The organism is Desulfurella amilsii (assembly GCF_002119425.1).
Taxonomy (GTDB): Bacteria; Campylobacterota_A; Desulfurellia; order Desulfurellales; family Desulfurellaceae; genus Desulfurella; species Desulfurella amilsii.
The window spans coordinates 463,390-487,539 of sequence record NZ_MDSU01000018.1; the positions used below are offsets into that span (position 1 = coordinate 463,390).

The following is a 24,150-nucleotide window of genomic DNA, read 5'->3' on the forward strand; positions in this document are numbered from 1 at the left end:
TACTTTTATCAATATTCTTCAAAATCTTTTAGCCAAAAGAGTATTGTTTCGTTTTTTATACCTTCTTCAATATCTCTTTCTAGTTTTTCCATAACTTCGTGGTCTGGTATTTCGTAAAGAGTGATCAAACTCCGTGATGCTTTCTAGTATTTCTTTTCTTATTTGGCCTCATTCACTTGTAGGAAACAATAAAACATTTTTGCCTATTTTGTCCATTTGTAAACCTCACAAATTTTCCATTAACTATTATGTGTTATCTCTTCTTCAGGATAGTCTTCCATTATGTAGGCATCAAAAACAATATACTGTTTTTTAGGTTATTTATGCTAGAAGATGAAAAAGGGGACAGTCCCCTTTTTCATCTTTCATTTCAATATTGTTCTTGACATTAAGTGTAGTTAACTTTATATATACTATTGACATTTAAAAAATAATTTAATAAGATCCAATTAAGTTAATTAAATTAGATGGGGGCTGTTGCATGGAAACTACGATTGACCAGAAAAGGATGGCAAGAGCAGCATTTTTAACATTTTTTATTGACATGTTTGACGTGTATCTTCCTATTACGGTACTGGCTCCAGCAATGGAATATTTTCTACCAAAATCATTGCCAGTTTCCGAAGTCTCAACTATATATTTTTTAATTTTTGCTGCCACACTTATTGGTAGACCTGTAGGAGCCTTTTTGTTTGGACACTACTCAGATGTAATCGGCAGAAAGAAAATGGGTTTAATCTCGATAGGCGGTTTTAGTGTTGTTACTTTATTGCTTATTTTTATACCAGGGTTTCAAACATTAGGTTATATTACAGTAGCGTTATTTATCTTACTAAGGTTTATTGATGGTATCTTTTTGGGCGGAGGATACACAAGCATAGTGCCATTAGCTATAGAAAATGCCCCTAAAGAAAAAAGAGGGTTATGGGGAGGCATTATAGGTTCTGGTTACCCGGTAGCTTTTGTTATAATTTCAATAATTACATTACTGGCTTTAAAAATCTTCCCAAAAGAACAGTATCAATTATACGGCTGGAGGATAATATTTGTTGTTGGTGTTATTTTAGGTCTTTCGATTGTTTATTATATTCACAAACTTGTTCCAGAATCAAAAATATGGCTTAAAACAGCTCAGAAAACTAAAGCTCCTTTGAAAGAGTTGTTTAGCGGCAAAAATTTTATTAATTTACTTCAAGTTTTGCTTTTAATGCTTGGCTTGTGGTTCCAAATTATGGTAGTTGCTGGCACAATGAGTATTGTGTTCATAAAACAACTGCACATCAGCGCATCTCTTACTACCACAGTTACATTAATTTCATATCTTTTCTTGATAGGTGGCTATATATCAGCTGGGTGGATAAGTCAAAAGATTGGCAGGAAAACCGCATTTATTATTTTAGGTTTGCTTATAGGCTTTTTTACCTCATTATTATACTATCTTTTAGTAGCAGGGATGTATCAAAATACATTTATACTGTTTTTATTCTCAATCATAATAGTCACAGTTGCAGGTATGGCTTGGGGTATTGTGCCATCCTACATAAATGAGAGGTTCCATACTTCTGTAAGAGCATCCGCCTATGGCATAGGCTACACTTTATCCATATTAATTGCTTCTTTTTATTCATTTTATATGCTTGCTTTAAAAGCATTTGTGCCTTATAAATACACTCAAATTGTTCTTCTAGTGCTTGCTGGAATACTTGTAGTTATTGGCGCTATTTTAGGTCCAGAAACAAAAGAAGTTAATATGGAAATATAGCTTAGATGGAGGCTAAAATGACCGACATAAATACTCTATCACCAAAGAATGTGAGATTAAAAATTAGAAACGCTGAATATACTAGCCAAACAAGCGGTTTGTGTAAAGGCTTCACCCAAGCAAACCTAGTTGTTCTACCAAAAAAATATGTAATTGATTTTTTTGCTTTTGCGCAAAGAAACCCAAAGCCATGTCCTATACTTGATGTTACAGAAAAAGGAGATCCCCATCCAAAACTTATAGCGCCTGATGCTGATGTAAGAACAGATATGCCGAAGTACAGAGTATATGAAAAAGGAGAATTAATTGGTGAATATACAGATATCTTAAATTTTTGGAATGAAGAAATGTACGCATTCTTACTGGGTTGCAGTTTTACTTTTGAGAATGCTTTACTTAATGCCAATATTCCGGTAAGACACATTGAAGAAAAAAGAAATGTTCCGATGTATATAACAAGTATAGAGTGTGTGCCATCTGGTGTATTTAGAGGTCCTTTGGTAGTTTCAATGAGGCCAATACCTTATCAATTAATAGTTAAGGCTGTTCAGGTAACTTCTAGGTTTCCACAAGTGCACGGTGCACCTGTTCATATTGGTAACCCAAAAGAAATAGGTATAAAAGATATTGATAAACCTGATTTTGGCGATCCAGTGACAATTAAAGACGGTGAAGTACCAATATTTTGGGCGTGTGGTGTAACTCCACAAGCTGTTGCGATGAAAGCAAAACCAGATATAATGATAACACATGCACCGGGTCACATGTTTATTTCTGATGTAAGAGATGAAAACTATTCTATTTTGTAGTTGTTAATTAAGATGAATAAACTAAAGTGGCAGGTAATTCTGAGTGGTCTACCAATCACATCGAGCAGGGGTTTTGTTGGTTGGAGCAGTGTATCCTTAATAAACTTTAACAATCATTTGGGTTTATTTGATGTAGGAGCAGAAGGTGCTAGGGAACCTTTGCTGAATAATTTAAAAAGTTTAGGAATAAAAGCATCGGATATTGAATTTGTCATTTTTTCTCATCTTCATTTTGATCACTTTATAAACATTGAACTATTCCCCAACGCAACAGTTTATACCACAAATGAAGAACTAGATTACGCTTTATCTGACGAGCCAGAGCAACATGGTGACTTTAACTACATAAAATCATCGCTCTATTACTATAAAAATAGATTTACGTTATTATACCCCCAAGATCAAGTTTATGATGGAAAAATTGTTGCCTTACCTGGCCATACAAAAGGATCGATTGGTTTTGAGTCTGAAGGCTGCATTTTTACAGGCGATGCTTTAAAATACGCGACAGAAGCAAAAAACAAAAGCACAACTTACGCGTATTACAATAAGCAAATGGCAGATTCATCAATACGCGCTATAGTTGCAAGAAACAAAATTATAATCCCAGGTCATGATCCAGTTTTTAAGCTTGAGAATGACAATATAGCGTATTTAAATGACGCTTCAGTGGAAGTATACAAGAAAAAAGATTCTTGTGTAAGTATCTTCTTAAAAGAAGTATAGGAGAGTATGGTTGTATGTTTGCTATTGATTTAAATGCGGATCTAGGCGAAAGTTTTGGTGCATATAAGATGGGTTCTGACGAAGAATTAATGAAGTACATAACTTCTGCTAATATAGCTTGCGGTATGCACGGCGGTGATCCTATTGTCATAAACAATACAATTTTAATGGCAAAAGCCCACAAAGTAAATATAGGGGCCCATCCAAGCTACCCAGATTTACAAGGTTTTGGTAGAAGAGATATGGTGCTATCAGAACTGGAAATAGAATGTTTTGTTCTCTACCAAATTGGCGCAGTCGATGCATTTTGCAGAGCCAATAGTGTTGAATTAAAACACACTAAACCACATGGAGCTTTATATAACGCAGCAGCAAAAGATTTGAATATAGCTTTAGCAATAGTAAACGCTATCAAAAAATTTAATAACAACACCATATTGGTTGGTTTGGCGAATTCAAAATTCATTCAAGCAGGCAAAGAGGTAGGCATTAAGGTAGCTAAAGAAGTATTTGCAGATCGAGCATACGATGATAGTGGTTTTTTAGTTCCAAGAAAAGTCCCAGGTTCTGTAATCACTGATATTGATTTAGCGGTTAACCAAGCACTTCAAATTGTAAAATACAAAAAAGTTCAAACAATTAGCGGAAAAATTATTGATATTCAAGGGGATACAATATGCGTACATGGAGATAACCCAAAAGCCAAAGATTTGCTAGATAGTTTATTTTATGTATTTAAAAAAGAAGGTATTACTATTTTACCTCTTTCGGAAATTGTAAATGGAGCGTAATATATTGCCAAAATTTTTACCAGCAGGCGATAGGGCTTTAACAGTAGAGTTTGGTAACGAAATATCAGAAGAAATTAATAATACAGTAATAGGTTTAAAATACATTCTCGAACAACAAAACATGCCAGAAATAGAAGAAATTATACCTACATATCGCTCGCTTTTGGTCTACTACAATCCTTTGCTTACAGATTTGGTATCATTAGAAAATAAAATAAAATACATAGCAAATAGTAAAATAAGTACTAACAATACCACAAAGACCAAAAATAAAACATGCGTCGTGCCTGTTTTGTACGGCGGAGAATATGGCCCTGATCTTGCTTTTGTCGCTAAATACAATAATCTTACAGAAAATGAAGTTATTGAAATCCACTCTTCTGTTGCTTACAAGGTTTATATGATAGGTTTTGCTCCCGGTTTTCCGTATTTGGGCGGAATGTCAAAGAAAATAGCTGCACCTAGACTAGAAACACCCCGCAAGCTAGTTTACGCTGGTTCAGTAGGCATTGCAGGATCTCAAACAGGCATATACTCTATTGATGATCCAGGCGGTTGGCGCATTATTGGAAGAACACCGCTAAAACTATACAACCCAAATAATAACCCTCCTGTGCTTTTTTCTGCAGGTGACTACATAAAATTTAAGCCTATAACAATTGAAGTATGTGAAGAAATCAAAAAACAAATTGCGCTAAAAAGCTACAATTTGGAATGGATATAGACGAATGAAGCTATTGGTTAAAAAACCTGGTTTGTTTTCAACTATACAGGATAATGGCAGAATGTTTTACCAGAAATATGGTATATCCCAATCAGGCGTTTTAGATGATTATTCTTATAAAATATCTAATATGCTTGTAGGTAATAAACTAGATGAAGCTGTTTTAGAGTTGACTTTATTCGGTGGTGAGTTCGAAGTAATTGAAAGCGGCACAATTGCAATTACAGGAGCCGATATGTCTCCAAAAGTTAATAACAAACAAGTGCCTATGTGGGAAACTCTCGAGCTTTCAAAGGGTGATGTGCTGTATTTAGGTTTTGCAAAAGAGGGGTGCAGAGCATACATAGCGCTTGGTGGTGGTATTGATGTGCCAATTGTGCTCGGAAGCAGATCTACTTATCTTAGAGGTAAAATTGGTGGCCTTAACGGAACTATACTTCAAGAAGGAGATATTGTCTCATCTTTCAAAACCAAAGCACTATCAAACAAATGCCGACTGCCTGCAGAATTTATACCAAAATATTTACAAGATAATACAGTTAGAGTTATACTAGGTCCTCAAATAAACTATTTCACAAGAAATGGAGTTAAAACTTTTTTAACGGAAAAGTTTATATTTACAAATGATATAAATAGAATGGCTTGTAGACTAGATGGAGCATCTATAGAGCATAAAATCAGTGGTAACATAGTTTCTGATGGCACCCCAAATGGAGCCATTCAAGTGCCGGAAAATGGAAAACCTATTATTCTTTTAAACGATAGACAAACAACGGGCGGTTATCCAAAAATTGCTTGTGCAATAACTGTTGATATTGAAAAGATTGCTCAAGCTAAACCAGGAGATTCGGTTGGTTTCAAAGCTATTTCTGTACCAAAAGCCCATTTGATATACAAAAATTATTTAGGTAATATTATTCTTATACGTAATGTATTAAATAGTTTTAGCACATAATGAAAGATCGATTTTTGAAGCTCGTCCATTTATTAAGTCAAAAATTTTTGACTTTTTATTCCAAACCACACATTTCCTATATACCAGTCTTATAAACACCCGTAGTGCTTATGGCTAAAACCTGTGATAACTTTCTAAAATTTTATTGTGGATTTATTATTTGTAAAGAAGAAAGATTCGCCAAGTAATCAGCACATCTATCTATATCATTTTGTAAAAAAGGATATGGTTTGCAAAATTCACATACAAATAAAATAAAAATGACAAAAATTCAAAAAATTCTGCATTGACTTTTAATTATACTATAGTTATCTAAAGATAATAACTGAAAGGAAAGCGCCTACAAAAATCACATAAAGTATATTTACTTTTTTATAAAGGGCAAAAAAACTTAACAAAACCATAAATAACTTTGTCCAACTCCAGTCTACTGATCGAGCAAATTCAATCGATGCAAAAAGGAGTAATCCTAAAAATGAGGCTAAAAGTCCTTTCTTTGCTCTCAAAAATATCTGTGAATCCTTTACTTTTGTAGAAATTTCACAAGCAAAAGCCATTATTACAAATGAAGGAGTAAATACAAAGATGGTTCCTACAATAGCGCCTGTTAGTCCTTTCAATAAATATCCCACAAAGGTTGCTGTAATTACAATCGGTCCTGGCGTTACCTGTCCAAGTGCAATTCCATTCATAAAAGTTTTGCTATTAAGCCAGTGTAGTCTACTCACAACTTCATGCAACATTAAAGGCACAGAGGCATAACCACCTCCAAAGGCAAAAAAGTCTATTTTCATCATGATTAGAGCAATACTAAAAAGAGTTTTGTCAAAGAAATAAAGAAAAGTTAATACTGTCAATACGATAAAAATAAGAGTTGCAATGCCTGTAAAATTTACTTTCTTGAAATTTTTGTTGTCTAGTGTTGTTTTGTCTTTAAAAAATAATTGGGAAATAAGAAAGCATAATATGATTATCAAAAAAGGATTAAATTTTACAAGAAAAAGAGCAAAAGAAAGAACAGCTACTGCTATTTCACCTTTTGATTTAATTACAGGCTTTGCAAAACTTAAAAAAGCATTGGCAACTATTGCGACAACTATAACCTGTAAACCTGTAAAAACTGACATAACCTGCGGTATCGTATGTATTTTTTCATAAACATATGATAAGATAAGCATAAACAAGAAAGCAGGAAATCCAAATCCTATAAAACTTAAAAGTCCACCTATAATTCCTCTTGTTTTAAGTCCAACATAAGCTGCAACCTGCATGGCAGTTGCTCCTGGAATCGCCTGTGCGAGAGCAACGCCTTCTTGAAAGGTTTTGGTGTCTATCCATTTCTTTTTTTCAACAGCAAGCTCTTTAATGTAAACAACCATTGCGGGACCACCAAAAGCAGAAAACCCGAGTTTTAAAAAGGATAAAAACAAATCTAATGTTTTATTGTTTTCATACTGATTATAACTGATAATCTTTTTAAATATCATCTTTCGTGTTTATCACAAGTAGATTTGCTTAAATATGATAGAGTGCCATTTAAACAGTCTTGTATAATTTTAGAATGCCCTTTAGGCTCAACACCAGATATTACACCTATGCCATAGCTATTAAATAGGTCTATAGCTTTTGAACCAATGCCGCTAGACAATAATAAGGTCAACATTTTAAGACTTAACCCATACTGAGAATGTTCCTTCTTGGTGCTCTAGAGCGTTGCAAAATTTTGTATCCTTTATCGTAGAATTTTCAATCTCATAAACTACAAAGTCTTGAGCTCTTCCAAAATGATCACTTAAAGTATCGCCAATAAACGGTATCATAATTCTCATTTGAACCTCTATTATGAACATATGACCAAAACAATATAACTTATTCTCATATATATGTCAAGCATGCGATGTTCTAAATACAATAGCTATTTTTAAATATCAAACTTTAATACAAAAAGTCAACTAAAATTAATCCACCTAGGAAAACAAAATCGAGCTGAACTTTTTATTGTATTATTTGTTTAATATTTCATAAAAATAATTAAAAAACAAAATATTAAATTAGTTTACACATTAAAAACTACCCAAGCCAAACTATCAAAATTTAAAGCCTTTAGAAAAAGCAAAGAATACTCCAATGTCCAAAATAAACCATAAGATTATGCCTATAATAGTGTTAACAACCTGTGAAAATTTAAGAAAATACAGGACAAACATTGTAATTGAAATAACTAGCGTAAAAGAAGCCAAATACAGCGTAGTAACGTCTGGTTTTTTAGATGCAAAATAGGTTAAAAAGGTAAAAGTTGGAAAACTGGCTAGTAAAGATAATATTAAATACTGTTGACGAGACATAAAAAAGAAAATAACAATCAAAAGCAAAAATGCAATAACAAATTTTACCAACATTTTCATCTCCATCAGTTTACATTTATGAATTGCAAATAATGGCATTGTAAGCCCTTACTGCATTTATAAATCTACACATTTTTCCATTAGTTGACTTTTAACAGTTGCACTATGTTAGGCAGCAGTGTAAAAAAATGGACCAAAAGTGTCAAATATGTAGTTCTAAAAACACTTTTTCAGGAATCACATCCTTGAGGTTTTGAAAAGAATCAAAGCTTTATAAGATAAATAGAGCTTGTTAAGCCTATTATTAAAGCATTTATTAGGTATATTGTCGTTGTAAGAGGTCTTTTGAAAAATTCTAGAAAAATGTTATAGTTTGGACTGAAAATCCCTGTGTTCCTGGTTTGATTCCACGTCTTGGCACCATGTTTAGCGAAATATTAAAAATATAAATTAAATTCTATTAATGTAGTGATAGCATGCTGTTGGAGTTTTTAGGCTATTTTCGGGTCACCGCTTCCTCCACTCAAAAATTTCTAGTTTCTTATACTCTATTTATACCCATTAATAGTTATAATTAGTGGAATTTTTTGAAATAAAAATTAAAAAAATTATGTATTGTTTTTTTAATGTAAGCTTATGAACTATAAAATATTTACAATTTTGTAAATATAGTAACAATTTTGTAAATTAGTGTATTTATTTTATATGTATTTTTAGGAGTATATACTGTTATAATAATATTGGAACATTTTATGCTAATAATGTAACATCTTGTTTTACATGGAGGGAGTATGAAGAAAGTAGAGGCCATCATCAAGCCATTTAAGCTTGATGAAGTAAAGGAAGCTTTGATTGAAGCAGGTATTGGCGGTATGACTATTGTTGAAGTAAAGGGCTATGGTAGACAAAAGGGTCATACAGAAATCTACCGCGGCGCTGAATATGTGGTCGATTTCATACCAAAGGTAAAAATTGAGGTGGTTGTAAAGGATAATCAATTGGATTTAGTTGTTGAAAAGGTTATCGAACACGCTAAAACAGGCAAGATTGGAGACGGCAAAATTTTTATCTACGACGTAAGAAAAGCTATTAGAATCAGAACACTCGATGTAAACGAAGATGCACTATAGGAGGGTTATATGAAGAAAGTTTTATTTATATTTTTTTGGATATTGGGCGTGCCTGCTTTTTCTTTTGCTGCTAGCGCTCCAGTGTTGAACTCTGGTGATACTGCATGGATGCTTATCTCAAGCGCGCTTGTTATGCTTATGACGCCAGCTGGGCTTGCTTTGTTTTACGGCGGAATGGGAAGATCAAAAAATATACTAAACACTATAGGTTTATCGTTAATTGCCTATGCGGTTGTTAGTGTGGTATGGATGCTTTGGGGATTCAGCTTTGCATTTGGACCAGATATTGACGGTATCATTGGTTCTACCAAGTACTTATTTTTGGGTGGCGTTAGCGGATCCGATATCTTTCCTGGCACTAACATACCTGTTTTTGTAGAAGCCGCATTTCAGATGACATTTGCTGCAATTACCGTCGCTCTAGCAAGCGGCTCTGTGGTAGAGCGCGTTAAATTTTCTTCATGGATATGGTTTAGCTTGCTGTGGGTTACTTTTATCTATGCTCCTATTGCCCATTGGGTATGGGGTGGCGGCTGGCTTTCCAAACTTGGGGCACTGGATTTTGCTGGCGGTACTGTAGTGCATATCAATGCAGGTGTTGCAGGTTTAGTATTTGCCTTAATGTTAGGTAAAAGAAAAGGCTACGGTACTCAAGCAATGCCTCCTGTTTCCATAACGTTAACCATTTTGGGTGCAGCGCTTTTGTGGTTTGGGTGGTTTGGGTTTAATGCAGGCAGCGCAGGTGCGGCAAATGGCCTAGCAGGCAGCGCGTGGGTTGCAACAAATACAGCTGCGGCAATTAGCGCGTTAAGTTGGATGTACTGTGAGTGGGTTGTAAACAAACATCCAACGATGTTAGGCGCAGCAAGTGGCGCTATAGCTGGCCTTGTGGCTATTACACCGGCAAGCGGTTTTGTAAATTTAGAGGGATCGTTAGTAATCGGTTTAATATCTGGCATTGTGGGCTTTTTAGGCGCTGGAGCTATAAAAAGATTTTTTAAATACGATGATTCTTTGGATGCATTTGGTGTGCATGCGCTAAACGGTATATGGGGTGCGCTGGCCACAGGCATATTTGCAGATCCTCTGATTAATGCTGCGGGCAAGGGTGCGCTATATGGCAACCCAAAGCAAATCCTTATTCAGGCAATAGCGATTGCAGCTACTATTGCCTATACTGCTGTTGGCACGTTTATAGTGGTAAAAGTGGTATCACTGTTAACAGGCGGTATAAGGGTTGATGAAGAAACGGAAACGATGGGTTTGGATTTGGCGGTACATTCAGAAAAAGGTTTCGATTTATAAGTATTTTTAAATAAGGGGGAAACTTATGAAGCGCATTTTATTAACAGCGTTTGTAGTGCTGTGTTTTAGCACAAGTGCATTTGCCTTTGATGTAAAAACAGATATAGGTAATATAAACATAAACGGTACACTATCTGGCTACAGTATATTAACAGACAATGCAAACCCTACTGGCTCGCTTGACACTAATGGAGAAGACAAACATGTAAGGTACGATATAAGTAATGCATTAGTAAATGTATCAAAAACAACAGGCATTGTAAGGTTTAATGTTTTTGGTGGAGCGTATGCTTTTCCAACTGTAGGAGTAGCGGGCAACAAAACTCTGACAGACGATGCAAACACGGGTCTTTTTGGGCCACTACCTATTGCCTATGTTGAGCTTGACCCTACTTCCTTTTTATCGATCCAAGCAGGCAAACTGCCTACAATTATAGGGTATGAATCGGCATTCACCTATCAAAACATAAACATACAAAGAGGCCTTGTGTGGAACATGGAGCCTGTAGTCTCAAGAGGTATAAGAGTTATAGTTGCAACAGGACCATTAACATTAAAAGCAGGGGCAAATGATGGTTTTTACTCTAAGGATAAGCTAGCGCTAGAGGGTTCTGTTGGGCTCACCTTAGGAAACTTTTCAACATCATTTAATGTTCTTATACCAAACAAAAACACACCCGCAAATGATACAGCGCCCATTGCAAACAAACAGGAGTACGACCTTATAGCATCCTATACTGCAGGAAAGTTAACACTGGGTTCTGATTTGCTATACGTTTATTCTCCTAAAAGTTCTAAAGCAGGTTTTAGTGATTCAGCTGCAGCTTATGGGTTGGCTGGTTTTGCAGACTACAACATAAATGATAAATTTTCTTTAGGCGCAAGACTTGAATACGCTTTCAACAAATCCACAAATAACCCAAACAGCGCAAATGCTGATTTAATAGGCTACGGACCTTCTTCAAAAGCTCTGAGTTTTACTCTAACACCTATGTATAAATACAAGTATTTGTTTGCAAGGGTTGACTTTTCCTATGTGCGTATAAATAATTATTCGGAAGGGAGCGGATTTGGAGTAAATGGCAATAAGGCAAATCAATACAGACTTGGTATTGAAGGGGGCATAATATTTTGAATAAACGCATCATCCGTATCCAAGTATCCAAATAAAAGAAGAGGCTTTACGCTTCTTCTTTGCAAAAAAGGAGTGTTGCATGAGTAAAGCGCTTGCCATAAGGCATGTTAAAATTGAACATGCAGGTCTATTAGGAGAAGTTTTATATAATATGGGCTGTCAGATACACTACCTTGATACGCCAAAAGGACAGCTCTTAGAAGAGCCGCTTGAAAATTATTCTTTAGTAGTAGTACTTGGCGGCTATATGGGAGCATATGAAGAGGACAAATACCCATTCTTAAATTATGAGTTTAAAATTATGGAATACGCTCTAAAAGCAGACATCCCGCTTATTGGCATATGTCTTGGCTCTCAAATGCTTGCAAGGGTTCTGGGCTCAAGAGTGTATAAAGGTAACAAAAAAGAGATTGGGTTTTTTGAGGTAAAAAAAGTCGAAAAACACCCATATTTTGATAATTTTCCAGATAGTTTTAAAGTCTTTCAATGGCACAACGATACGTTTGATTTGCCAGAGGGCGCTGTTAGGGTATTTACTTCAGATACCTATCAAAATCAAGGCTTTGTTTACAATAAAGCAGTAGGCTTGCAGTTTCATATTGAAGTAGATGAGAATATGATTAAAGAGTGGCTACTTGAGTATTCTGATGAGATAAACAAAGAAGGCATAAATATATCGGATATACTAAAAGATGCTTCAGTGCAAACACAAATTTTAAAAAACTACACACAGGGCTTTGGCTTGTTAACTAAAATAGCGCAAGGAAACAAAATTTTATAATGACTATCAAAGAGTTAAAAAAATAAGGAGGCTTTTTTTGTGGAGCTTTTTGATTTGTCGTTCAAAAGTTTTATCACAGTGTGCTGCGTGAAAAAGGGAGATAATCCCTTTTTCCACGCAGCACCTCTACTGTTAAATTATTCCATTTAATCAAGTCATTTAACGTATACATTCCCGTTAGATTCAAATCTTCAAATTTTCCAGATTCAGTGTAAAGTAACCTTCTATAGTTTGCACCGATTCCCATAAAAGGGACTGGAAACATTTTCATTAGTTTTATATTTGAGCTTGGTAAATCCATGAACCACCCGCCATCTCGTGGAAATAATATTTGATACGCTTTTAAAGCGTTTGGTATCTCCTCTATAGGAATTCCTGTTTTCTGAGATAGAACTTCATATTCTTTTTCCTCATAATCTTTCAAGATAAAACCTCCAAATAACCACATAAACCATTGCCAAAAAAGAGGATATTTGTGGAAATATTTATCCTTAAAAATGACATCTAAACCTTCTTTAAATGATTGTGGCAAATCCTTTAATATAATATCATCCGATATTTTTAGATTCTTTGTTTTATCTTTAATGCCAGCATCTTTATCAAGTCTATAATCTATTGCACTTTTCAATATAGCCAATCTTGCTCGATGTTCTATAAACGTGGATATTTGAATATCATTGTAACTGCACTCATAGTAAGTATCCTCATAGATTTTCTTCGGTAAGTCATAATATTCCTTATCAAAAGTGTTACCAATAAGTTCATTTCCGCATTTTGCTGAAATACGTGGAAATTCTTGGAAGATAGAGTATAATGTATGTACTTTTTGGATAATACTTTCAGTAAAGAATATCTCACTGTTTACTTTAAAATAGTAATCTTCTAAAGCTCTAAAACATTTCTTATCTGGCTGGGATTTTTTCTTATGATTTAGATGTTTCAATAAATTGCGTTCAACCCAATAAGAGAATCTCCAAACTGAAATATCCACATCTTTAATATTAGGAATCACTACTAAATCTATATTTAGCCGTTTAGCTTTCTCTTTGAAAAAATCTATTTTGTCTTTTTCTTTACTAGCGACAAATACCCACTTAGAGATATTCAGATAATCCATCCAACCCCGCACTTTAAATAAGTCTGGAAATCCCCACTCACCAGATTTTACTTCAAGAAGTTTGATCTCTGGTGGAGATGAGCGATAATCTGTGGCAACAATATCCAATTCCAAAATCTCTTCAACCTCTCTTTCAATGATGTTTCTTTCAATATAATTCCCCATTAACTGAAAAAAAGCAGAAATGTATTCTTCAAACTCCTTTCCTTTCGGCAAATCAGGTAAGCTAACAGATGTCATTTTTCATCTCCTTTGACGTAGTAAAAAAAAGGGACTGTCCCTTTTTTTTACTATCGTGGCTTGAAAAATTGAATTCCTGTTTGTTTGCGAAGGATTTGGGTGAGCCGAAGACGAATCGTTTATGCTGCGTTGTATGAAGTGGCGGTATCATTTTATCTTCTCTGGGCAGAGACTAATTCTTTAATGTTCTTAAACCTGTATTTTTCAAAATCTGCCTGATCAACTCTTATGAACGACCACTTACTTTTCATTAAGTTAGTGGCATCCTCGCACCATAATTTTATCCTCTTATCTTTGTGCTCTACATCTACATCTTCTCTACCCTTTGTCTCAATAATTATGTGTTCATCCTTATCAGTTGACACGACAAAATCTGGATAATAAAGCCTGAGGTTTCCATTTGAATCTCTGTATTCTACAAAGAACCCCATTTTGACAACGATTTTACTGAAAGCCTTTACATCCTCGGCTTTGTCTAAGAATTTGGCAAAATCTACCTCAAAATTATTATCACATGGCACATAGTTAAAAATACATCTATTGGCAGGATAAACCAATTTTGACCATACAAAAGGTATCGTATCCGAGAGTTTTATAGTATTCCTCTTTTCAGGTTTTCTTTCGATGAAAGTCATATCTCTGAATGCATTTACAAACAAATTTATCAATTGTTCCTGCACTTCAGGAGAACTCAACTTGTAAAGAACTCTGGGGTCTTCAAGATCAACTTCTTGAGTAAACAATTTTTCGACAACATATCTTTTTACCATAGGATAAAATCTGGCAAAAGCACCGCCAATTTTCAGTTGCTTAAGTATCTGGTCGGTATAATAAGCAATTACGCTTTTAGAATCCTTAGGTACAGGTAATTCCCATTTTCTCTTTATAACTTCCATCCCCTTGAGCATATCTATCGCCACATACTCCATTTCTATGATTTTGTTTTCTAAAGGAATTTTTAAGGATGGTAAATTGTTAATCTCTATTTCATCTAAATAAAATTCTCTTATGAGAATTCTTGGACTCAAGATTGGTATTTCGATATCTTTATCCAGTTTATTTTCATCTAAAAATATGGTGGTTAAATTAAGCGACTTGTCAGTATCAAATTCGACAAACTTTATTCCCTCTTGATTTTCTAATTCCTCAAGAATATCTATCAATCCTGGAGGTCCAATAACCTCAAGGACGTTTATTGATTTATCCACATTTGCATCTTCCTCAGGAAACATTTTCCTTAAGCCTCTTCCAATGACCTGTTCTGAAAGTACTCTTCTTTTTGATGTATAAGACCGTAGCCCCACAATCACATTTACATTTCTCACATCCCAACCTTCATTTAACATCAATGTACTTACTATCGCCTCATAGGGATTCTTTTCGGGGTCTGGGTCATCAATATTCTTCGCAAATTCTCTTGCCATAGGCAAGTCTGCCTTGTTTACCTCTCCTGTGCTATCAGTATGTATCCGTAATACCTTATTTTTAAGGTCTGGAACAGTAGAATTAATATATTCAAAGATTTCATCCGCCTCCTTGTTTTCAGGACATTGGAAGAAAAGCACAGGCTTCTTTGATAATGGCTTTAATGCCTTTTTGTATTCTCGCCATCTTCTTATTCCAGCATCAATCCATGCTCTATAGCGCTCAACAGCTTTCGTTGAAGCAATCTCTTTTGCATTCTTAACCATCCCCTTTAATGGAAATTTAACGATATTCATTTCAATGGCTTCTTTAAGTGAGAAGTCCACAATAATCCATGGGAATAGAGCACCAGTCTCAGTTTTAGGTGTAGCTGAGAAATCCAATTCCATATTTATGCCTTTCCCGTACCCCGAAACTAAATTTTTATTAAGACCTAAAAGTATCTTCTTCCATGCTTTTTCAAAACTATAGATATGGTGTGCTTCATCCTTCAGGATCATTATATTGGGACAAGAAGTTAAGACCTCTTTTATCCTGTTCTCCTGGTAAATATCAGAAACATTATAAACCTCAGGCAATTCCATAACATTATCTACATACTCTTCTACTTCTTTCTTTTTGCTCCGCCTTTGTTCTAACTGCTGAATATTGGTTAAAAATAGCACTTCCTCTAGGATAACATGAATAAGATCTTCTTTAAGGATTACCTTCAGGTCAAACTCTTCCTGCCATTCTGGTGGAATTAGCGGCAAATTTCTAAATATTTTTCCATCCTTAAAATCTCTTGTGAGCCTGTCATAAATGACATTTTTCTCCCCGGCGATAAGCAAAAACTTAGAGGTATAATCCTCTTTATTTTCTTTTTTATAATTAAAATACTGCCATATAATGCTTAATGCCATCACAAAAGTCTTACCTGAACCTGTGGCCATTTTGAAGGCATAAAAGGGATACTGGTCATAAGAAGGGTCATAGCCTTGTATGGGTCCGGCCCCAAAGTCTCTTGCCATATCTATAAAGTTCCTCTTTTTCATTGCCTCATAAACATAAATCAGCGTTTCAATCCCTTCTCTTTGACAAAACCAGAGTTCAAAAAGCTCATTATTTACAATATGGTCTTCACTAAACCAGAATTGAAGCAACCGTCTGGTAGTAGGAGTTGTGTTTGGATAGCCCTGTTCCCGCCAGCTAAAAATAGCCTTTCTTAGTTCATTAACCAAGTATGCCTTGCTCGGAAACCTTTGTTCAGGAAGTAAAAGTTCAGTTGGTTTCATTTTACCCTCACCTTCAAAACCTTATTTGTATCATTTCCAAATACATCGACCACTTTTACCATTACCTGATATTCACTTGCTTCTTTAAAGCATCCTTCGTTTGAAAGTTCTTGGTTCGGATATAAGGAGTTCAACATCTTCATAACTTTATTCCTAAGTTATCCAAAATCTTTTTTGTTTTTATTAACACTCTTTGAGCTAACTCAAAATCAATTGTTTTATCTTCATCATAGTCAGAATAATTCCTATTTCTCCTCAGATCATCAAGATATTTACCAACAATTTTTTCATTGTTATCATGAGAATTTTTGTATTTGTTTATGATAATCCGATGAATATTTTCGCCTTTTTTCAGTTTATAATTTTTAAAATCCTTCTTATTTCTTGAAATACAAAATACCCCATAATAAGCTCTACTAATTGCTGAGCGTAAACTTGCTTCATCATGATGGTTCATAAGATTTTCTGCTAATCTAACGAAATTTTTCCAATCAAAGTTCATAACGGTTCTTCTGTAAAATTTAATCTTCCGCTGACTTTATCTAATATACTCGCAAACCACTCTTCAAAAAGTTGATTTTCAAGATTAACTGCTTCTTCTGGGGAATGTTGTGTTTTTATCAAAATAAACAATTCATCCCATTCTTCTTCTGGGTCATGGTAAAGTTCAAGGTAAATAGGAACTTGTCCAAAAACTTTATAAATATGTTCTTGAGCACCCAGGAGGATTTGGATCAAGTCATCATTAGATATTAAAAACATCTTTATTTCTTTGGAATTTTTAAAAATATAAATATTTTCTATATAATCAATCATATTCTGGCGAAAGCAATAAACTGAGTTCTCTTCATTTATATCTATATCGCTATAAATCTCAGGTGTCCCTGGTATAGGATAAGTGACATTTTCAAATGTAACAGAAACCCCTGGTGAAATCATCAAATCGGAACTACTAAATTTTGATGGCTGTATCATAATTTTTCCTCCTCAAAAATCTCTCTGGCTTTATTTGTAATGGATGACTCAAACGCATTTTCTGCCCTCTCATGAGCTTTGTCTAACCATTCTGAAATTTGCTCGAAAGATATATATTCGGGGACAACCATTGCATAATCAATGTCTAACAAAATAGAGATTATATCTGGTTTTTTAGGAGTGAGACTGCTCAATGTTAATATAAGATTCTCATTTCCTTCTTCGTATGTAAATTCCACTCTTGTTGAAAAAGGGCCATGTAGTTGTGGCATATCACCCGGGATAAAAGGATAATATTGAAAATAGTCTTTTATATCAGCCTTTTCAAATTCTATGATATTTATATATCGCAGTCCTACTCTCCTAAACCCTTTTGGGTTAACAATTTCTTTATACACCCTAAAGCCTTCCAGAATCATCGGCTTGAATTTATTCCATGTTAGATATGGCTTTAATTGATTAACAGCAAGAAGGTCTGGAGCAACCTGAATTAACGCTGTCTTATCTTTTTTGTAAAATTGAACACGCGGTAATGCAGGTTCTACTTTGTGCTCAAGCCCTTTTTCAGTTGCTTTAAATTGAACGCCTATTCCAATTTGTTGCTTTCTATCTGGAAATTCATCCTTTAATTTCTCGTATATCAATCCTGGTATAGTTAAATCCCATGGTTGACTAGGTATAAAATTAAATTCACATAGTGTTTCAACAACTGGTGGATTTTTATATTTCTTTCCCATTATTTACCTCCAATCCCTAATTTTAAAACCTTATTTGTATCATTTCCAAATACATCGACCACTTTTACCATTATCTGATATTCATCTTCTTTATCATATTTATGGTTTGCTTCATAATCTACTCTTGGATTACTCTTTATTCTGAAACTTTGCCATTGATTGTGGAATGTATCGCTTTTATAATCCCAGTCTATTGCCCAGTAATCTATGAGTTCTCTTGAATCCTTTACCTTACTTGCAATCTCTACGAGCTCTGCGGTTGGTGGTATTTGAAAATCAGTTATTTTTAAGACGACTTCGTTATTCTCAGCCTTTATTTCAATCTCTAAATAGGCAACCTCAGCAAATTTTACGTGTTTTAGAAGTTCTTTTTCTACTGCTTGGTCAGGCACTTTTAACAAATTCAAATCAAAACCTACAAGGGAAGATTTTATTTCATTCACTGATGGGATCTGAACAAGTTTTATATCAACACCATCCTTTTTGGCCAATTCCTTTGACAGTTCATTTACTTCATAACTCCACTCCCAGCCAAGGACATCAGCCTTATTGAACTTATTATCCCTGCATTCATGGACTACCTTTTCTACTTCTTCCATCGTAACAGGGGCATTCAGAGGACCAATATGAACTGCTCTGTCTCCTTTTCTGCCATGCAAATATCTAAAGCCTGTCAAAGGCTGTGATTGATAAAGTTTGAGCATAAAGGCAAGGTATTCATCCTGCTTCTCCTGCCAGTAAACAGTCTCGTAGTTTCCTATGTTCCAGAGTTCAAAAGGTCTTGCAGGGTTATCGTATTTTCCCTTGTTCTCTTTCAGCAAATCCTTTGAGCTGTGAATATCCAAAAGTCTTTTCCTTGCCACTTGTATTGCAAACTTGGATAAATCAGAGCCTATCCATCGCCTACCAAGTTTTTCTGCAACTGCTAAGGTTGTACCTGAGCCACAGAAGAAGTCTGCTACGATGTCGCCTTCGTTGGAGGAGGCAAGGATTATTCGCTTTAATAGGGATTCGGGTTTTTGGGTGTCAAAAGCTAAAGCTTCCTGAGACTGACCTTGTAATGGATTTACTTCTTTATCAACCCATAAGTCCGAAACAATTTGACCGGTTATATCCTTCAAATAAACCTTTAATCTATATCCCGATTTTGTTTTATAAATCCTTCCTTCTTGCCAAAATATTTCAAGATTTTCTAAAGAATATAACCAAGGCGCTTTCACACCTCTAAATTCAAAAATCTTTCGACCTGCAGTTCTCTGAATACCTCCAGCAATTAATGCCGTTGTTTGATATAGACCTTTTCCATCGTGGTCGTCGTGGATAAAACTTTTAAGATATTCTTCATCCGGTTCTCTATAAATTGGATTTATATTATACGCCCCCACGTTCTTTATATAGATAAAAATTATGTCATGCTGCGTTCCTAAGCATTTAGTTTGTGCTTTAGGACTGTTTGTTTTTCGCCACACAACTTCATTAACAAAATTCTCATACCCAAAAATCTCATCCATCATCACCTTGACATAATGTCCCGCATGCCAGTCTAAATGGACATAAATAGAGCCGTTCTCAGCTAAAAGTTCTCGCATCAAAACCAATCGCTCATACATATATTTAAGATAAGAGGCAATCCCCCCGCTCCATGTGTCTTTATAAGCCCGTTCTTCTATAATAGATGGCTCTTTTTCTATTTGTTCATCACCGATTTTTGTCCTAACCGTGAAATCTGCTCCAGTAAAAAACGGCGGGTCAATGTAAATTAGATTTATCTCCCCCGCCCAGCCCTGCTTAATCAAAGAACTCATCACAAGTTTGTTATCACCCCAGACAAGTTTGTTTTTCCAGTCTTTTGAATAACTTTCAGGATATTTAGCCTTTGGGAAAAAATCTCTACCTAATCCTCTTTCCCATTCTTTCACTCGTGGTTCATTTACAGTCTCTACAACCTGAAAAGGAAGGTTTGGGTTTTTGATTGGTATCTTTTCCCCTTTCTCAAATTTATCATATTTTTCTGCCCAGAGCAGTTCTACATACTTTTTATTTTCCATCTTCATCCATCCTTTAACATTAATACCGCCATTTCATATAACGTTCCGGGGATATGTGAAGTTTGCCGTAAGCAAATTTGGAGGGTGAAAAATGGGACAGTCTCCTTTTTCACTTCTATCTCTTCCTTTTGTTCCCATTTTTATTACCTCTTTTCTTTTGATTAGTAATGCACTTTCATTTTTTAAATTTTATCATCTTTACACCCTAAGTCAACAATTTTATATAACGGCCGGCGGACATGCTAAGTTGTAACTAAAGGTCTCAATTTGTGTGGAATCAGGTCTACTAGGGGGGTAAAAAAGGGACTGGGATGATGAAAAAGGGGATAAACACCTTTTTGTTTGTCAAACCGTGTGTAAATAAGCAGATTTGTTTTCATAAAAACATCCTATGCGTAGAAATCTTAACTCAACCCCCATGCCAAGCGCATTGTATATGCTAATTATATCTTTTCTAACAAGCAGGTTTTGGTTTATGAGGTTGTATTAGCATTGAGCAAATTTATCTTGTAGTTTAGGTATGTTATGTAATCTACTGGCAGGTGGAAAAGGGGGCAGTCCTTTTTTCCACCCCTAAGAACATTGAAAAACTAGTCTCTGCCCAGAGAAGATAAAATGATACCGCCACTTCATATAACACAGCATAAAAGATTAGTGCCTTCGGCTCACCCAAATCCTTCGCAAACGAACAGGAATTCTTTTATACTAAAACCGTTATATCAAATCGTTGACTTCTGTCACAAAAATGTTAAAATACAAAATAATATAAAAATGTCGTAAGATATATTCACTAGTCTCTTTTTTTACTCCTATAATATTAGAGGAGGTGAAAGATGGTAAGAAATAAAAGTTTACGAAGTGTAAGTATATCCGACATAAAGGTCGGATATAAAGCCAGTTTGTGGGGATATATGACAAAATTGTCGTATATGAACAAGTTAGGCGACATATTACCAAGTCTCTTTTTAAAAAATAAGAAACGAGTGAGAAATTTTCTTTTTAAAATGAGGGGAAATAAGGAGTTTTCTCCGCTATCACTCCGAAAACAATATATTTATAATTTGAAACCATGGAACTAATAATAGGAATAATTGGAATAATTGGAATAGCAATAATTTGGGGAATTATTTCTTGGATTATTGAAACTATTCGAAACTCTGAGAAATACGTTAAACTAAAACCAAAGTTGGATAATTTAGAGCGTTCGGTTTCGGAACATGAAACAAAAGTAGAAAAAGATAGAGAGGAGTGGAAAATAAAGGTTGAAAAGTGGAATGAGAAAATTAAAAACGATAAAGCCGAAGTCGAAACAAAAGTAGAAAAAGATAGAGAGGAGTGGAAAATAAAGGTTGAAAAGTGGAATGAGAAAATTAAAAACGATAAAGCCGAAGTCGAAAAAATTGCTAAGCAAAAATCTATGGGATTCCCTTGGCTTGCTGAAGCATATGCTGATTATTTTGCACTAAAAGATGGGGAGCTGGAAAAGTATCTTAAATATAAAAAACATCCTGCTTACACTACCGCCGAAAATGTAAAACAAATTAAACAAGCAAAACGAGAATTACTAAAAGAGAACAAAATAGTTAGTTATAAAATAACCTATTTTGAAAAATTATTTCCTTGGCTTTCTGAACTCATTGCTGATAATGAAGATGAATATATTCCTGTGAAAATAGGCGACAATGACGAAGACGAGGGTAATGAAGACAGAGTAAATGATTTTCTTACACCAGAAGAATACAAAAGTTTACCAACGGTTGAGAGAAATCAAATGGCTTTGGATAGATACTTAAAGAATAGAAATAAATCAAAGTGGGCAATCGGTAGAGACTACGAAATGTATGTTGGTTATTTGTATGAACAAAATGGCTACTCCATTGAATACAAAGGTATTTTAGACGGCTTTGAAGACCTAGGCAGAGATGTTATCGCCAAAAAAGATGAAGAGGTTTGTATTATTCAATGTAAATATTGGGCACAATACAAAGAAATACATGAAAAACATATTTTCCAACTTTTTGGTACAACAATGGAGTACTGGATTCAAAACTTTAGATACTCTAAGAAACCAAAGACTTTTGAGGAGTTTGCCAAATTTTTAAACGAAAACAAGCTTAGACCAATATTTTTTACATCAGCCAATCTATCTGGAAAAGCTAAAGAAATAGCAAATGCATTAAATATAGAAATCAGAGAAAACGAGCCAATAGGAGAATTCCCAAGAATTAAATGCAACATTAATAGCGATGAGTTTGGACAGACAAAAATCTATCACCTTCCAATGGATCAACAATACGACCGAACTATAATTGGTAATCGTTCAGGTGAGTTTTACGCTTTTACAGTTAAAGAAGCAGAGGATGCAGGATTTAGAAGAGCTTTTAAGCATAGATTTTAAAAGATGAATAAGGTGTTTTGGGCTACGGACATTCACCTCTTTGAATAGGAAAAAGGGGACTGTCCCCTTTTTCACCATAGTTCCCATAAGAAAAATAATGCTGTTATAATAGCATTATCGAACTACAGGTGGTAAAGAGGGGTTAAAACTTATTAAATGCAACAAATTAAAATTTATGGCAAGCATGTGTCAATGCAACACACTAATAGCTTTTTTGAGCACTTTCCTTTAGAGAAACCATTATACCTGAAATGGATATTAGTATAATGCCTGCAATCTGCATAATTGTTGGTTTTTGACCTAAAAATATAAAACCCAAAGCTATGGCAAAAAAAGGGTCTAAATAGGAAAATACTGCGCTCGTTGAAACCTTTATGTAATTTAGTGAATCATACCATAAAAACAAAGCCAAAGCCGTATGAACTATGCCTGTTACAATAAGGAGTAAAATGACATACAAATTTAAGCTAAATTTGAAGAAAAAAACAAAGGGAAATGTGAAAAATATGGAGATAAATATCTGATAGATTGTTATTTTCACTGAAGAGTGACTAGATGTGGCTATCTTCGAAATAAACCCTAAAAGGCCGTACAAAAGGCCTGAAACTAAAGCAATAAAAACACCAAATACAGAACCGCCAGGTTTTATAGATGGAACAAAGGTTAAAAAAGCACCCATAAAAGCTATGATGATTGCGAAAATTAAGGTCTTATTTAAAGGTTCTTTTAAGAATATTACAGCAAGAATAATAGTAAAAACAGGGCCAAAATAATAAAGCACAACAGCCGTTGCGATATCTGTAATATTTATAGCCCAAAAGAAAAATATCCAGTTTAGAGATAAAACAATGCCAGATAAAATTAGTGGCCATATTGGCTTAACTTTTAAAAGCTCTTTAAATCCAAAACGTCTTATAGAGTAAAAAAGCATACAAGGAAAAGCAAAAAGCACTCTAAAAAAGACAAAAACCACAGACGGTAGAGCACACCAAATAGAAAAAAGCGGTATAGAACCCCATATAAATGTGGCAAAAAACATCTCAAGTAAGCCTTTATGTTTTGGCTTAATACATACACCCCTAAAAGATCAAGAATAGTAGGAAATCTTATATCACATTATTTTTACAAAGTCAAATTTGCAAATTATTTTATGCCAAGCAAGGTTTTTGATTTGTAAGCTTGAAAAAAATGCTTAAACATTTTTTTACAATTTTAAAGAGATACACATGTACCCTTTTTTTTATAAACCATCATGTCTTTAATAGCGTTTTTGGTTAACTCAAGAATAACAAAAAATTTGGCTCCCCCGGAGGGACTCGAACCCCCGACCCGCTGGTTAACAGCCAGCTGCTCTACCAACTGAGCTACAGAGGAGCAATCTTTTTTTATGATATTACAATAATTTTTTTTTGTCAAGCATTAAAAAACTTGACATTAAACGCTTTATAATCTATCTTTTTTACTAATCATACT

The 24,150-nt window shown here is 34.6% G+C and carries 23 protein-coding genes and 1 tRNA gene; 12 read left to right on the forward strand and 12 right to left on the reverse strand.

Annotated features, from left to right (window positions below):
• The first annotated feature begins 481 nt into the window (after positions 1-481).
• The 6 genes from DESAMIL20_RS05845 to DESAMIL20_RS05870 are packed head-to-tail and all read left to right on the forward strand — an operon-like array spanning position 482 to position 5,767.
• The gene (locus tag DESAMIL20_RS05845) at positions 482-1,762 is read left to right on the forward strand and encodes an MFS transporter (RefSeq protein WP_086033877.1); all 1,281 of its coding nucleotides are present in this window, start codon (positions 482-484) and stop codon (positions 1,760-1,762) included.
• A gap of 17 nt (positions 1,763-1,779) precedes the next feature.
• Positions 1,780-2,571 carry a putative hydro-lyase gene (locus tag DESAMIL20_RS05850; RefSeq protein WP_086033878.1) on the forward strand — a complete coding sequence of 264 codons (792 nt, stop codon included), beginning with the start codon at positions 1,780-1,782 and terminating at the stop codon, positions 2,569-2,571.
• Positions 2,572-2,583: 12 nt separating this feature from the next.
• The gene (locus tag DESAMIL20_RS05855; RefSeq protein ID WP_086033879.1) at positions 2,584-3,297 is read left to right on the forward strand and encodes an MBL fold metallo-hydrolase; all 714 of its coding nucleotides are present in this window, start codon (positions 2,584-2,586) and stop codon (positions 3,295-3,297) included.
• Between the two features lie 14 nt (positions 3,298-3,311).
• A complete protein-coding gene (locus DESAMIL20_RS05860; RefSeq protein ID WP_086033880.1) occupies positions 3,312-4,088 on the forward strand; it encodes a 5-oxoprolinase subunit PxpA in 777 nt (258 codons plus the stop codon).
• Positions 4,078-4,812 (forward strand): 5-oxoprolinase subunit PxpB, encoded by a 735-nt coding sequence (gene pxpB, locus DESAMIL20_RS05865; RefSeq protein WP_086033881.1) that lies wholly within the window; start codon positions 4,078-4,080, stop codon positions 4,810-4,812. Before DESAMIL20_RS05860 ends, pxpB begins: the two co-directional genes overlap by 11 nt.
• Positions 4,813-4,816: 4 nt before the next feature.
• Entirely contained in the window at positions 4,817-5,767 is a 951-nt protein-coding gene (locus DESAMIL20_RS05870) for a 5-oxoprolinase subunit C family protein (protein ID WP_086033882.1), read from the forward strand.
• Positions 5,768-6,075: 308 nt separating this feature from the next.
• On the opposite strand, the gene chrA is transcribed toward DESAMIL20_RS05870, so the two are convergent.
• Genes chrA through DESAMIL20_RS05885 form a run of 3 tightly spaced genes read right to left on the reverse strand, consistent with a single transcriptional unit; the run spans position 6,076 to position 7,596 of the window.
• The gene (gene chrA / locus DESAMIL20_RS05875) at positions 6,076-7,254 is read right to left on the reverse strand and encodes a chromate efflux transporter (protein ID WP_086033883.1); all 1,179 of its coding nucleotides are present in this window, start codon (positions 7,252-7,254) and stop codon (positions 6,076-6,078) included.
• Positions 7,251-7,430, reverse strand: a complete 180-nt coding sequence (locus DESAMIL20_RS05880) for a hypothetical protein (RefSeq protein ID WP_086033884.1) — start codon at positions 7,428-7,430, stop codon at positions 7,251-7,253. The genes chrA and DESAMIL20_RS05880 overlap by 4 nt, the downstream gene beginning before the upstream one ends.
• Position 7,431: 1 nt before the next feature.
• Positions 7,432-7,596 (reverse strand): NifB/NifX family molybdenum-iron cluster-binding protein, encoded by a 165-nt coding sequence (locus DESAMIL20_RS05885; protein WP_158090539.1) that lies wholly within the window; start codon positions 7,594-7,596, stop codon positions 7,432-7,434.
• A gap of 298 nt (positions 7,597-7,894) precedes the next feature.
• On the opposite strand from DESAMIL20_RS05885, the gene DESAMIL20_RS10490 reads away from it, so the two are divergent.
• The 5 genes from DESAMIL20_RS10490 (at position 7,895) to DESAMIL20_RS05910 (ending at position 12,463) form a co-directional block, all read left to right on the forward strand.
• The gene (locus DESAMIL20_RS10490; RefSeq protein WP_158090540.1) at positions 7,895-8,047 is read left to right on the forward strand and encodes a hypothetical protein; all 153 of its coding nucleotides are present in this window, start codon (positions 7,895-7,897) and stop codon (positions 8,045-8,047) included.
• Positions 8,048-8,903: 856 nt separating this feature from the next.
• A complete protein-coding gene (locus DESAMIL20_RS05895; RefSeq protein ID WP_086033887.1) occupies positions 8,904-9,242 on the forward strand; it encodes a P-II family nitrogen regulator in 339 nt (112 codons plus the stop codon).
• 9 nt (positions 9,243-9,251) lie between these two features.
• Positions 9,252-10,547, forward strand: a complete 1,296-nt coding sequence (locus DESAMIL20_RS05900; RefSeq protein ID WP_086033888.1) for an ammonium transporter — start codon at positions 9,252-9,254, stop codon at positions 10,545-10,547.
• Between the two features lie 25 nt (positions 10,548-10,572).
• Entirely contained in the window at positions 10,573-11,682 is a 1,110-nt protein-coding gene (locus tag DESAMIL20_RS05905) for an outer membrane beta-barrel protein (RefSeq protein ID WP_086033889.1), read from the forward strand.
• A 79-nt stretch (positions 11,683-11,761) separates the two neighbouring features.
• Positions 11,762-12,463, forward strand: a complete 702-nt coding sequence (locus DESAMIL20_RS05910; RefSeq protein ID WP_086033890.1) for a type 1 glutamine amidotransferase — start codon at positions 11,762-11,764, stop codon at positions 12,461-12,463.
• A gap of 73 nt (positions 12,464-12,536) precedes the next feature.
• Here the strand turns inward: DESAMIL20_RS05910 and DESAMIL20_RS05915 are convergent, their stop codons facing one another.
• The 7 genes from DESAMIL20_RS05915 to DESAMIL20_RS05940 form a co-directional block, all read right to left on the reverse strand.
• Positions 12,537-13,820, reverse strand: coding sequence for a hypothetical protein (locus DESAMIL20_RS05915; RefSeq protein WP_086033891.1), 1,284 nt, complete (start codon positions 13,818-13,820; stop codon positions 12,537-12,539).
• Between the two features lie 152 nt (positions 13,821-13,972).
• Positions 13,973-16,519, reverse strand: coding sequence for a DEAD/DEAH box helicase (locus DESAMIL20_RS05920; protein WP_086033892.1), 2,547 nt, complete (start codon positions 16,517-16,519; stop codon positions 13,973-13,975).
• Positions 16,516-16,662, reverse strand: coding sequence for a hypothetical protein (locus DESAMIL20_RS10495; protein ID WP_158090541.1), 147 nt, complete (start codon positions 16,660-16,662; stop codon positions 16,516-16,518). The genes DESAMIL20_RS05920 and DESAMIL20_RS10495 overlap by 4 nt, the downstream gene beginning before the upstream one ends.
• Complete coding sequence (locus DESAMIL20_RS05925; protein ID WP_086033893.1) at positions 16,659-17,021, reverse strand: hypothetical protein; 363 nt, start codon at positions 17,019-17,021, stop codon at positions 16,659-16,661. The genes DESAMIL20_RS10495 and DESAMIL20_RS05925 overlap by 4 nt, the downstream gene beginning before the upstream one ends.
• On the reverse strand, positions 17,018-17,494 hold the full coding sequence (locus DESAMIL20_RS05930) for a hypothetical protein (RefSeq protein ID WP_086033894.1): 477 nt from the start codon (positions 17,492-17,494) through the stop codon (positions 17,018-17,020). The genes DESAMIL20_RS05925 and DESAMIL20_RS05930 overlap by 4 nt, the downstream gene beginning before the upstream one ends.
• Positions 17,491-18,231, reverse strand: a complete 741-nt coding sequence (locus DESAMIL20_RS05935; RefSeq protein ID WP_086033895.1) for a TIGR04255 family protein — start codon at positions 18,229-18,231, stop codon at positions 17,491-17,493. The genes DESAMIL20_RS05930 and DESAMIL20_RS05935 overlap by 4 nt, the downstream gene beginning before the upstream one ends.
• Entirely contained in the window at positions 18,231-20,279 is a 2,049-nt protein-coding gene (locus DESAMIL20_RS05940; protein ID WP_086033896.1) for a site-specific DNA-methyltransferase, read from the reverse strand. Before DESAMIL20_RS05940 ends, DESAMIL20_RS05935 begins: the two co-directional genes overlap by 1 nt.
• Positions 20,280-21,348: 1,069 nt before the next feature.
• Here DESAMIL20_RS05940 and DESAMIL20_RS05950 point away from each other — a divergent pair.
• On the forward strand, positions 21,349-22,677 hold the full coding sequence (locus DESAMIL20_RS05950; RefSeq protein WP_086033898.1) for a PDDEXK family nuclease: 1,329 nt from the start codon (positions 21,349-21,351) through the stop codon (positions 22,675-22,677).
• A gap of 202 nt (positions 22,678-22,879) precedes the next feature.
• On the opposite strand, the gene DESAMIL20_RS05955 is transcribed toward DESAMIL20_RS05950, so the two are convergent.
• Both DESAMIL20_RS05955 and DESAMIL20_RS05960 read right to left on the reverse strand, forming a co-directional pair.
• Positions 22,880-23,746, reverse strand: a complete 867-nt coding sequence (locus tag DESAMIL20_RS05955; protein WP_275074321.1) for a DMT family transporter — start codon at positions 23,744-23,746, stop codon at positions 22,880-22,882.
• Positions 23,747-23,975: 229 nt separating this feature from the next.
• Positions 23,976-24,051: transfer RNA gene (locus DESAMIL20_RS05960), tRNA-Asn, on the reverse strand.
• Between the last annotated feature and the right edge of the window lie 99 nt (positions 24,052-24,150).

Excerpts from the sequence above, each read along its gene's own strand:
- DESAMIL20_RS05845 (WP_086033877.1), top strand. The coding sequence starts at position 482 with ATGGAAACTACGATTGACCAGAAAAGGATGGCAAGAGCAGCATTTTTA.
- DESAMIL20_RS05850 (WP_086033878.1), top strand. The coding sequence starts at position 1,780 with ATGACCGACATAAATACTCTATCACCAAAGAATGTGAGATTAAAAATT.
- DESAMIL20_RS05855 (WP_086033879.1), top strand. The coding sequence starts at position 2,584 with ATGAATAAACTAAAGTGGCAGGTAATTCTGAGTGGTCTACCAATCACA.
- DESAMIL20_RS05860 (WP_086033880.1), top strand. The coding sequence starts at position 3,312 with ATGTTTGCTATTGATTTAAATGCGGATCTAGGCGAAAGTTTTGGTGCA.
- pxpB (WP_086033881.1), top strand. The coding sequence starts at position 4,078 with ATGGAGCGTAATATATTGCCAAAATTTTTACCAGCAGGCGATAGGGCT.
- DESAMIL20_RS05870 (WP_086033882.1), top strand. The coding sequence starts at position 4,817 with ATGAAGCTATTGGTTAAAAAACCTGGTTTGTTTTCAACTATACAGGAT.
- chrA (WP_086033883.1), bottom strand. The coding sequence starts at position 7,254 with ATGATATTTAAAAAGATTATCAGTTATAATCAGTATGAAAACAATAAA.
- DESAMIL20_RS05880 (WP_086033884.1), bottom strand. The coding sequence starts at position 7,430 with ATGTTGACCTTATTATTGTCTAGCGGCATTGGTTCAAAAGCTATAGAC.
- DESAMIL20_RS05885 (WP_158090539.1), bottom strand. The coding sequence starts at position 7,596 with ATGAGAATTATGATACCGTTTATTGGCGATACTTTAAGTGATCATTTT.
- DESAMIL20_RS10490 (WP_158090540.1), top strand. The coding sequence starts at position 7,895 with ATGTCCAAAATAAACCATAAGATTATGCCTATAATAGTGTTAACAACC.
- DESAMIL20_RS05895 (WP_086033887.1), top strand. The coding sequence starts at position 8,904 with ATGAAGAAAGTAGAGGCCATCATCAAGCCATTTAAGCTTGATGAAGTA.
- DESAMIL20_RS05900 (WP_086033888.1), top strand. The coding sequence starts at position 9,252 with ATGAAGAAAGTTTTATTTATATTTTTTTGGATATTGGGCGTGCCTGCT.
- DESAMIL20_RS05905 (WP_086033889.1), top strand. The coding sequence starts at position 10,573 with ATGAAGCGCATTTTATTAACAGCGTTTGTAGTGCTGTGTTTTAGCACA.
- DESAMIL20_RS05910 (WP_086033890.1), top strand. The coding sequence starts at position 11,762 with ATGAGTAAAGCGCTTGCCATAAGGCATGTTAAAATTGAACATGCAGGT.
- DESAMIL20_RS05915 (WP_086033891.1), bottom strand. The coding sequence starts at position 13,820 with ATGACATCTGTTAGCTTACCTGATTTGCCGAAAGGAAAGGAGTTTGAA.
- DESAMIL20_RS05920 (WP_086033892.1), bottom strand. The coding sequence starts at position 16,519 with ATGAAACCAACTGAACTTTTACTTCCTGAACAAAGGTTTCCGAGCAAG.
- DESAMIL20_RS10495 (WP_158090541.1), bottom strand. The coding sequence starts at position 16,662 with ATGAAGATGTTGAACTCCTTATATCCGAACCAAGAACTTTCAAACGAA.
- DESAMIL20_RS05925 (WP_086033893.1), bottom strand. The coding sequence starts at position 17,021 with ATGAACTTTGATTGGAAAAATTTCGTTAGATTAGCAGAAAATCTTATG.
- DESAMIL20_RS05930 (WP_086033894.1), bottom strand. The coding sequence starts at position 17,494 with ATGATACAGCCATCAAAATTTAGTAGTTCCGATTTGATGATTTCACCA.
- DESAMIL20_RS05935 (WP_086033895.1), bottom strand. The coding sequence starts at position 18,231 with ATGGGAAAGAAATATAAAAATCCACCAGTTGTTGAAACACTATGTGAA.
- DESAMIL20_RS05940 (WP_086033896.1), bottom strand. The coding sequence starts at position 20,279 with ATGGAAAATAAAAAGTATGTAGAACTGCTCTGGGCAGAAAAATATGAT.
- DESAMIL20_RS05950 (WP_086033898.1), top strand. The coding sequence starts at position 21,349 with ATGGAACTAATAATAGGAATAATTGGAATAATTGGAATAGCAATAATT.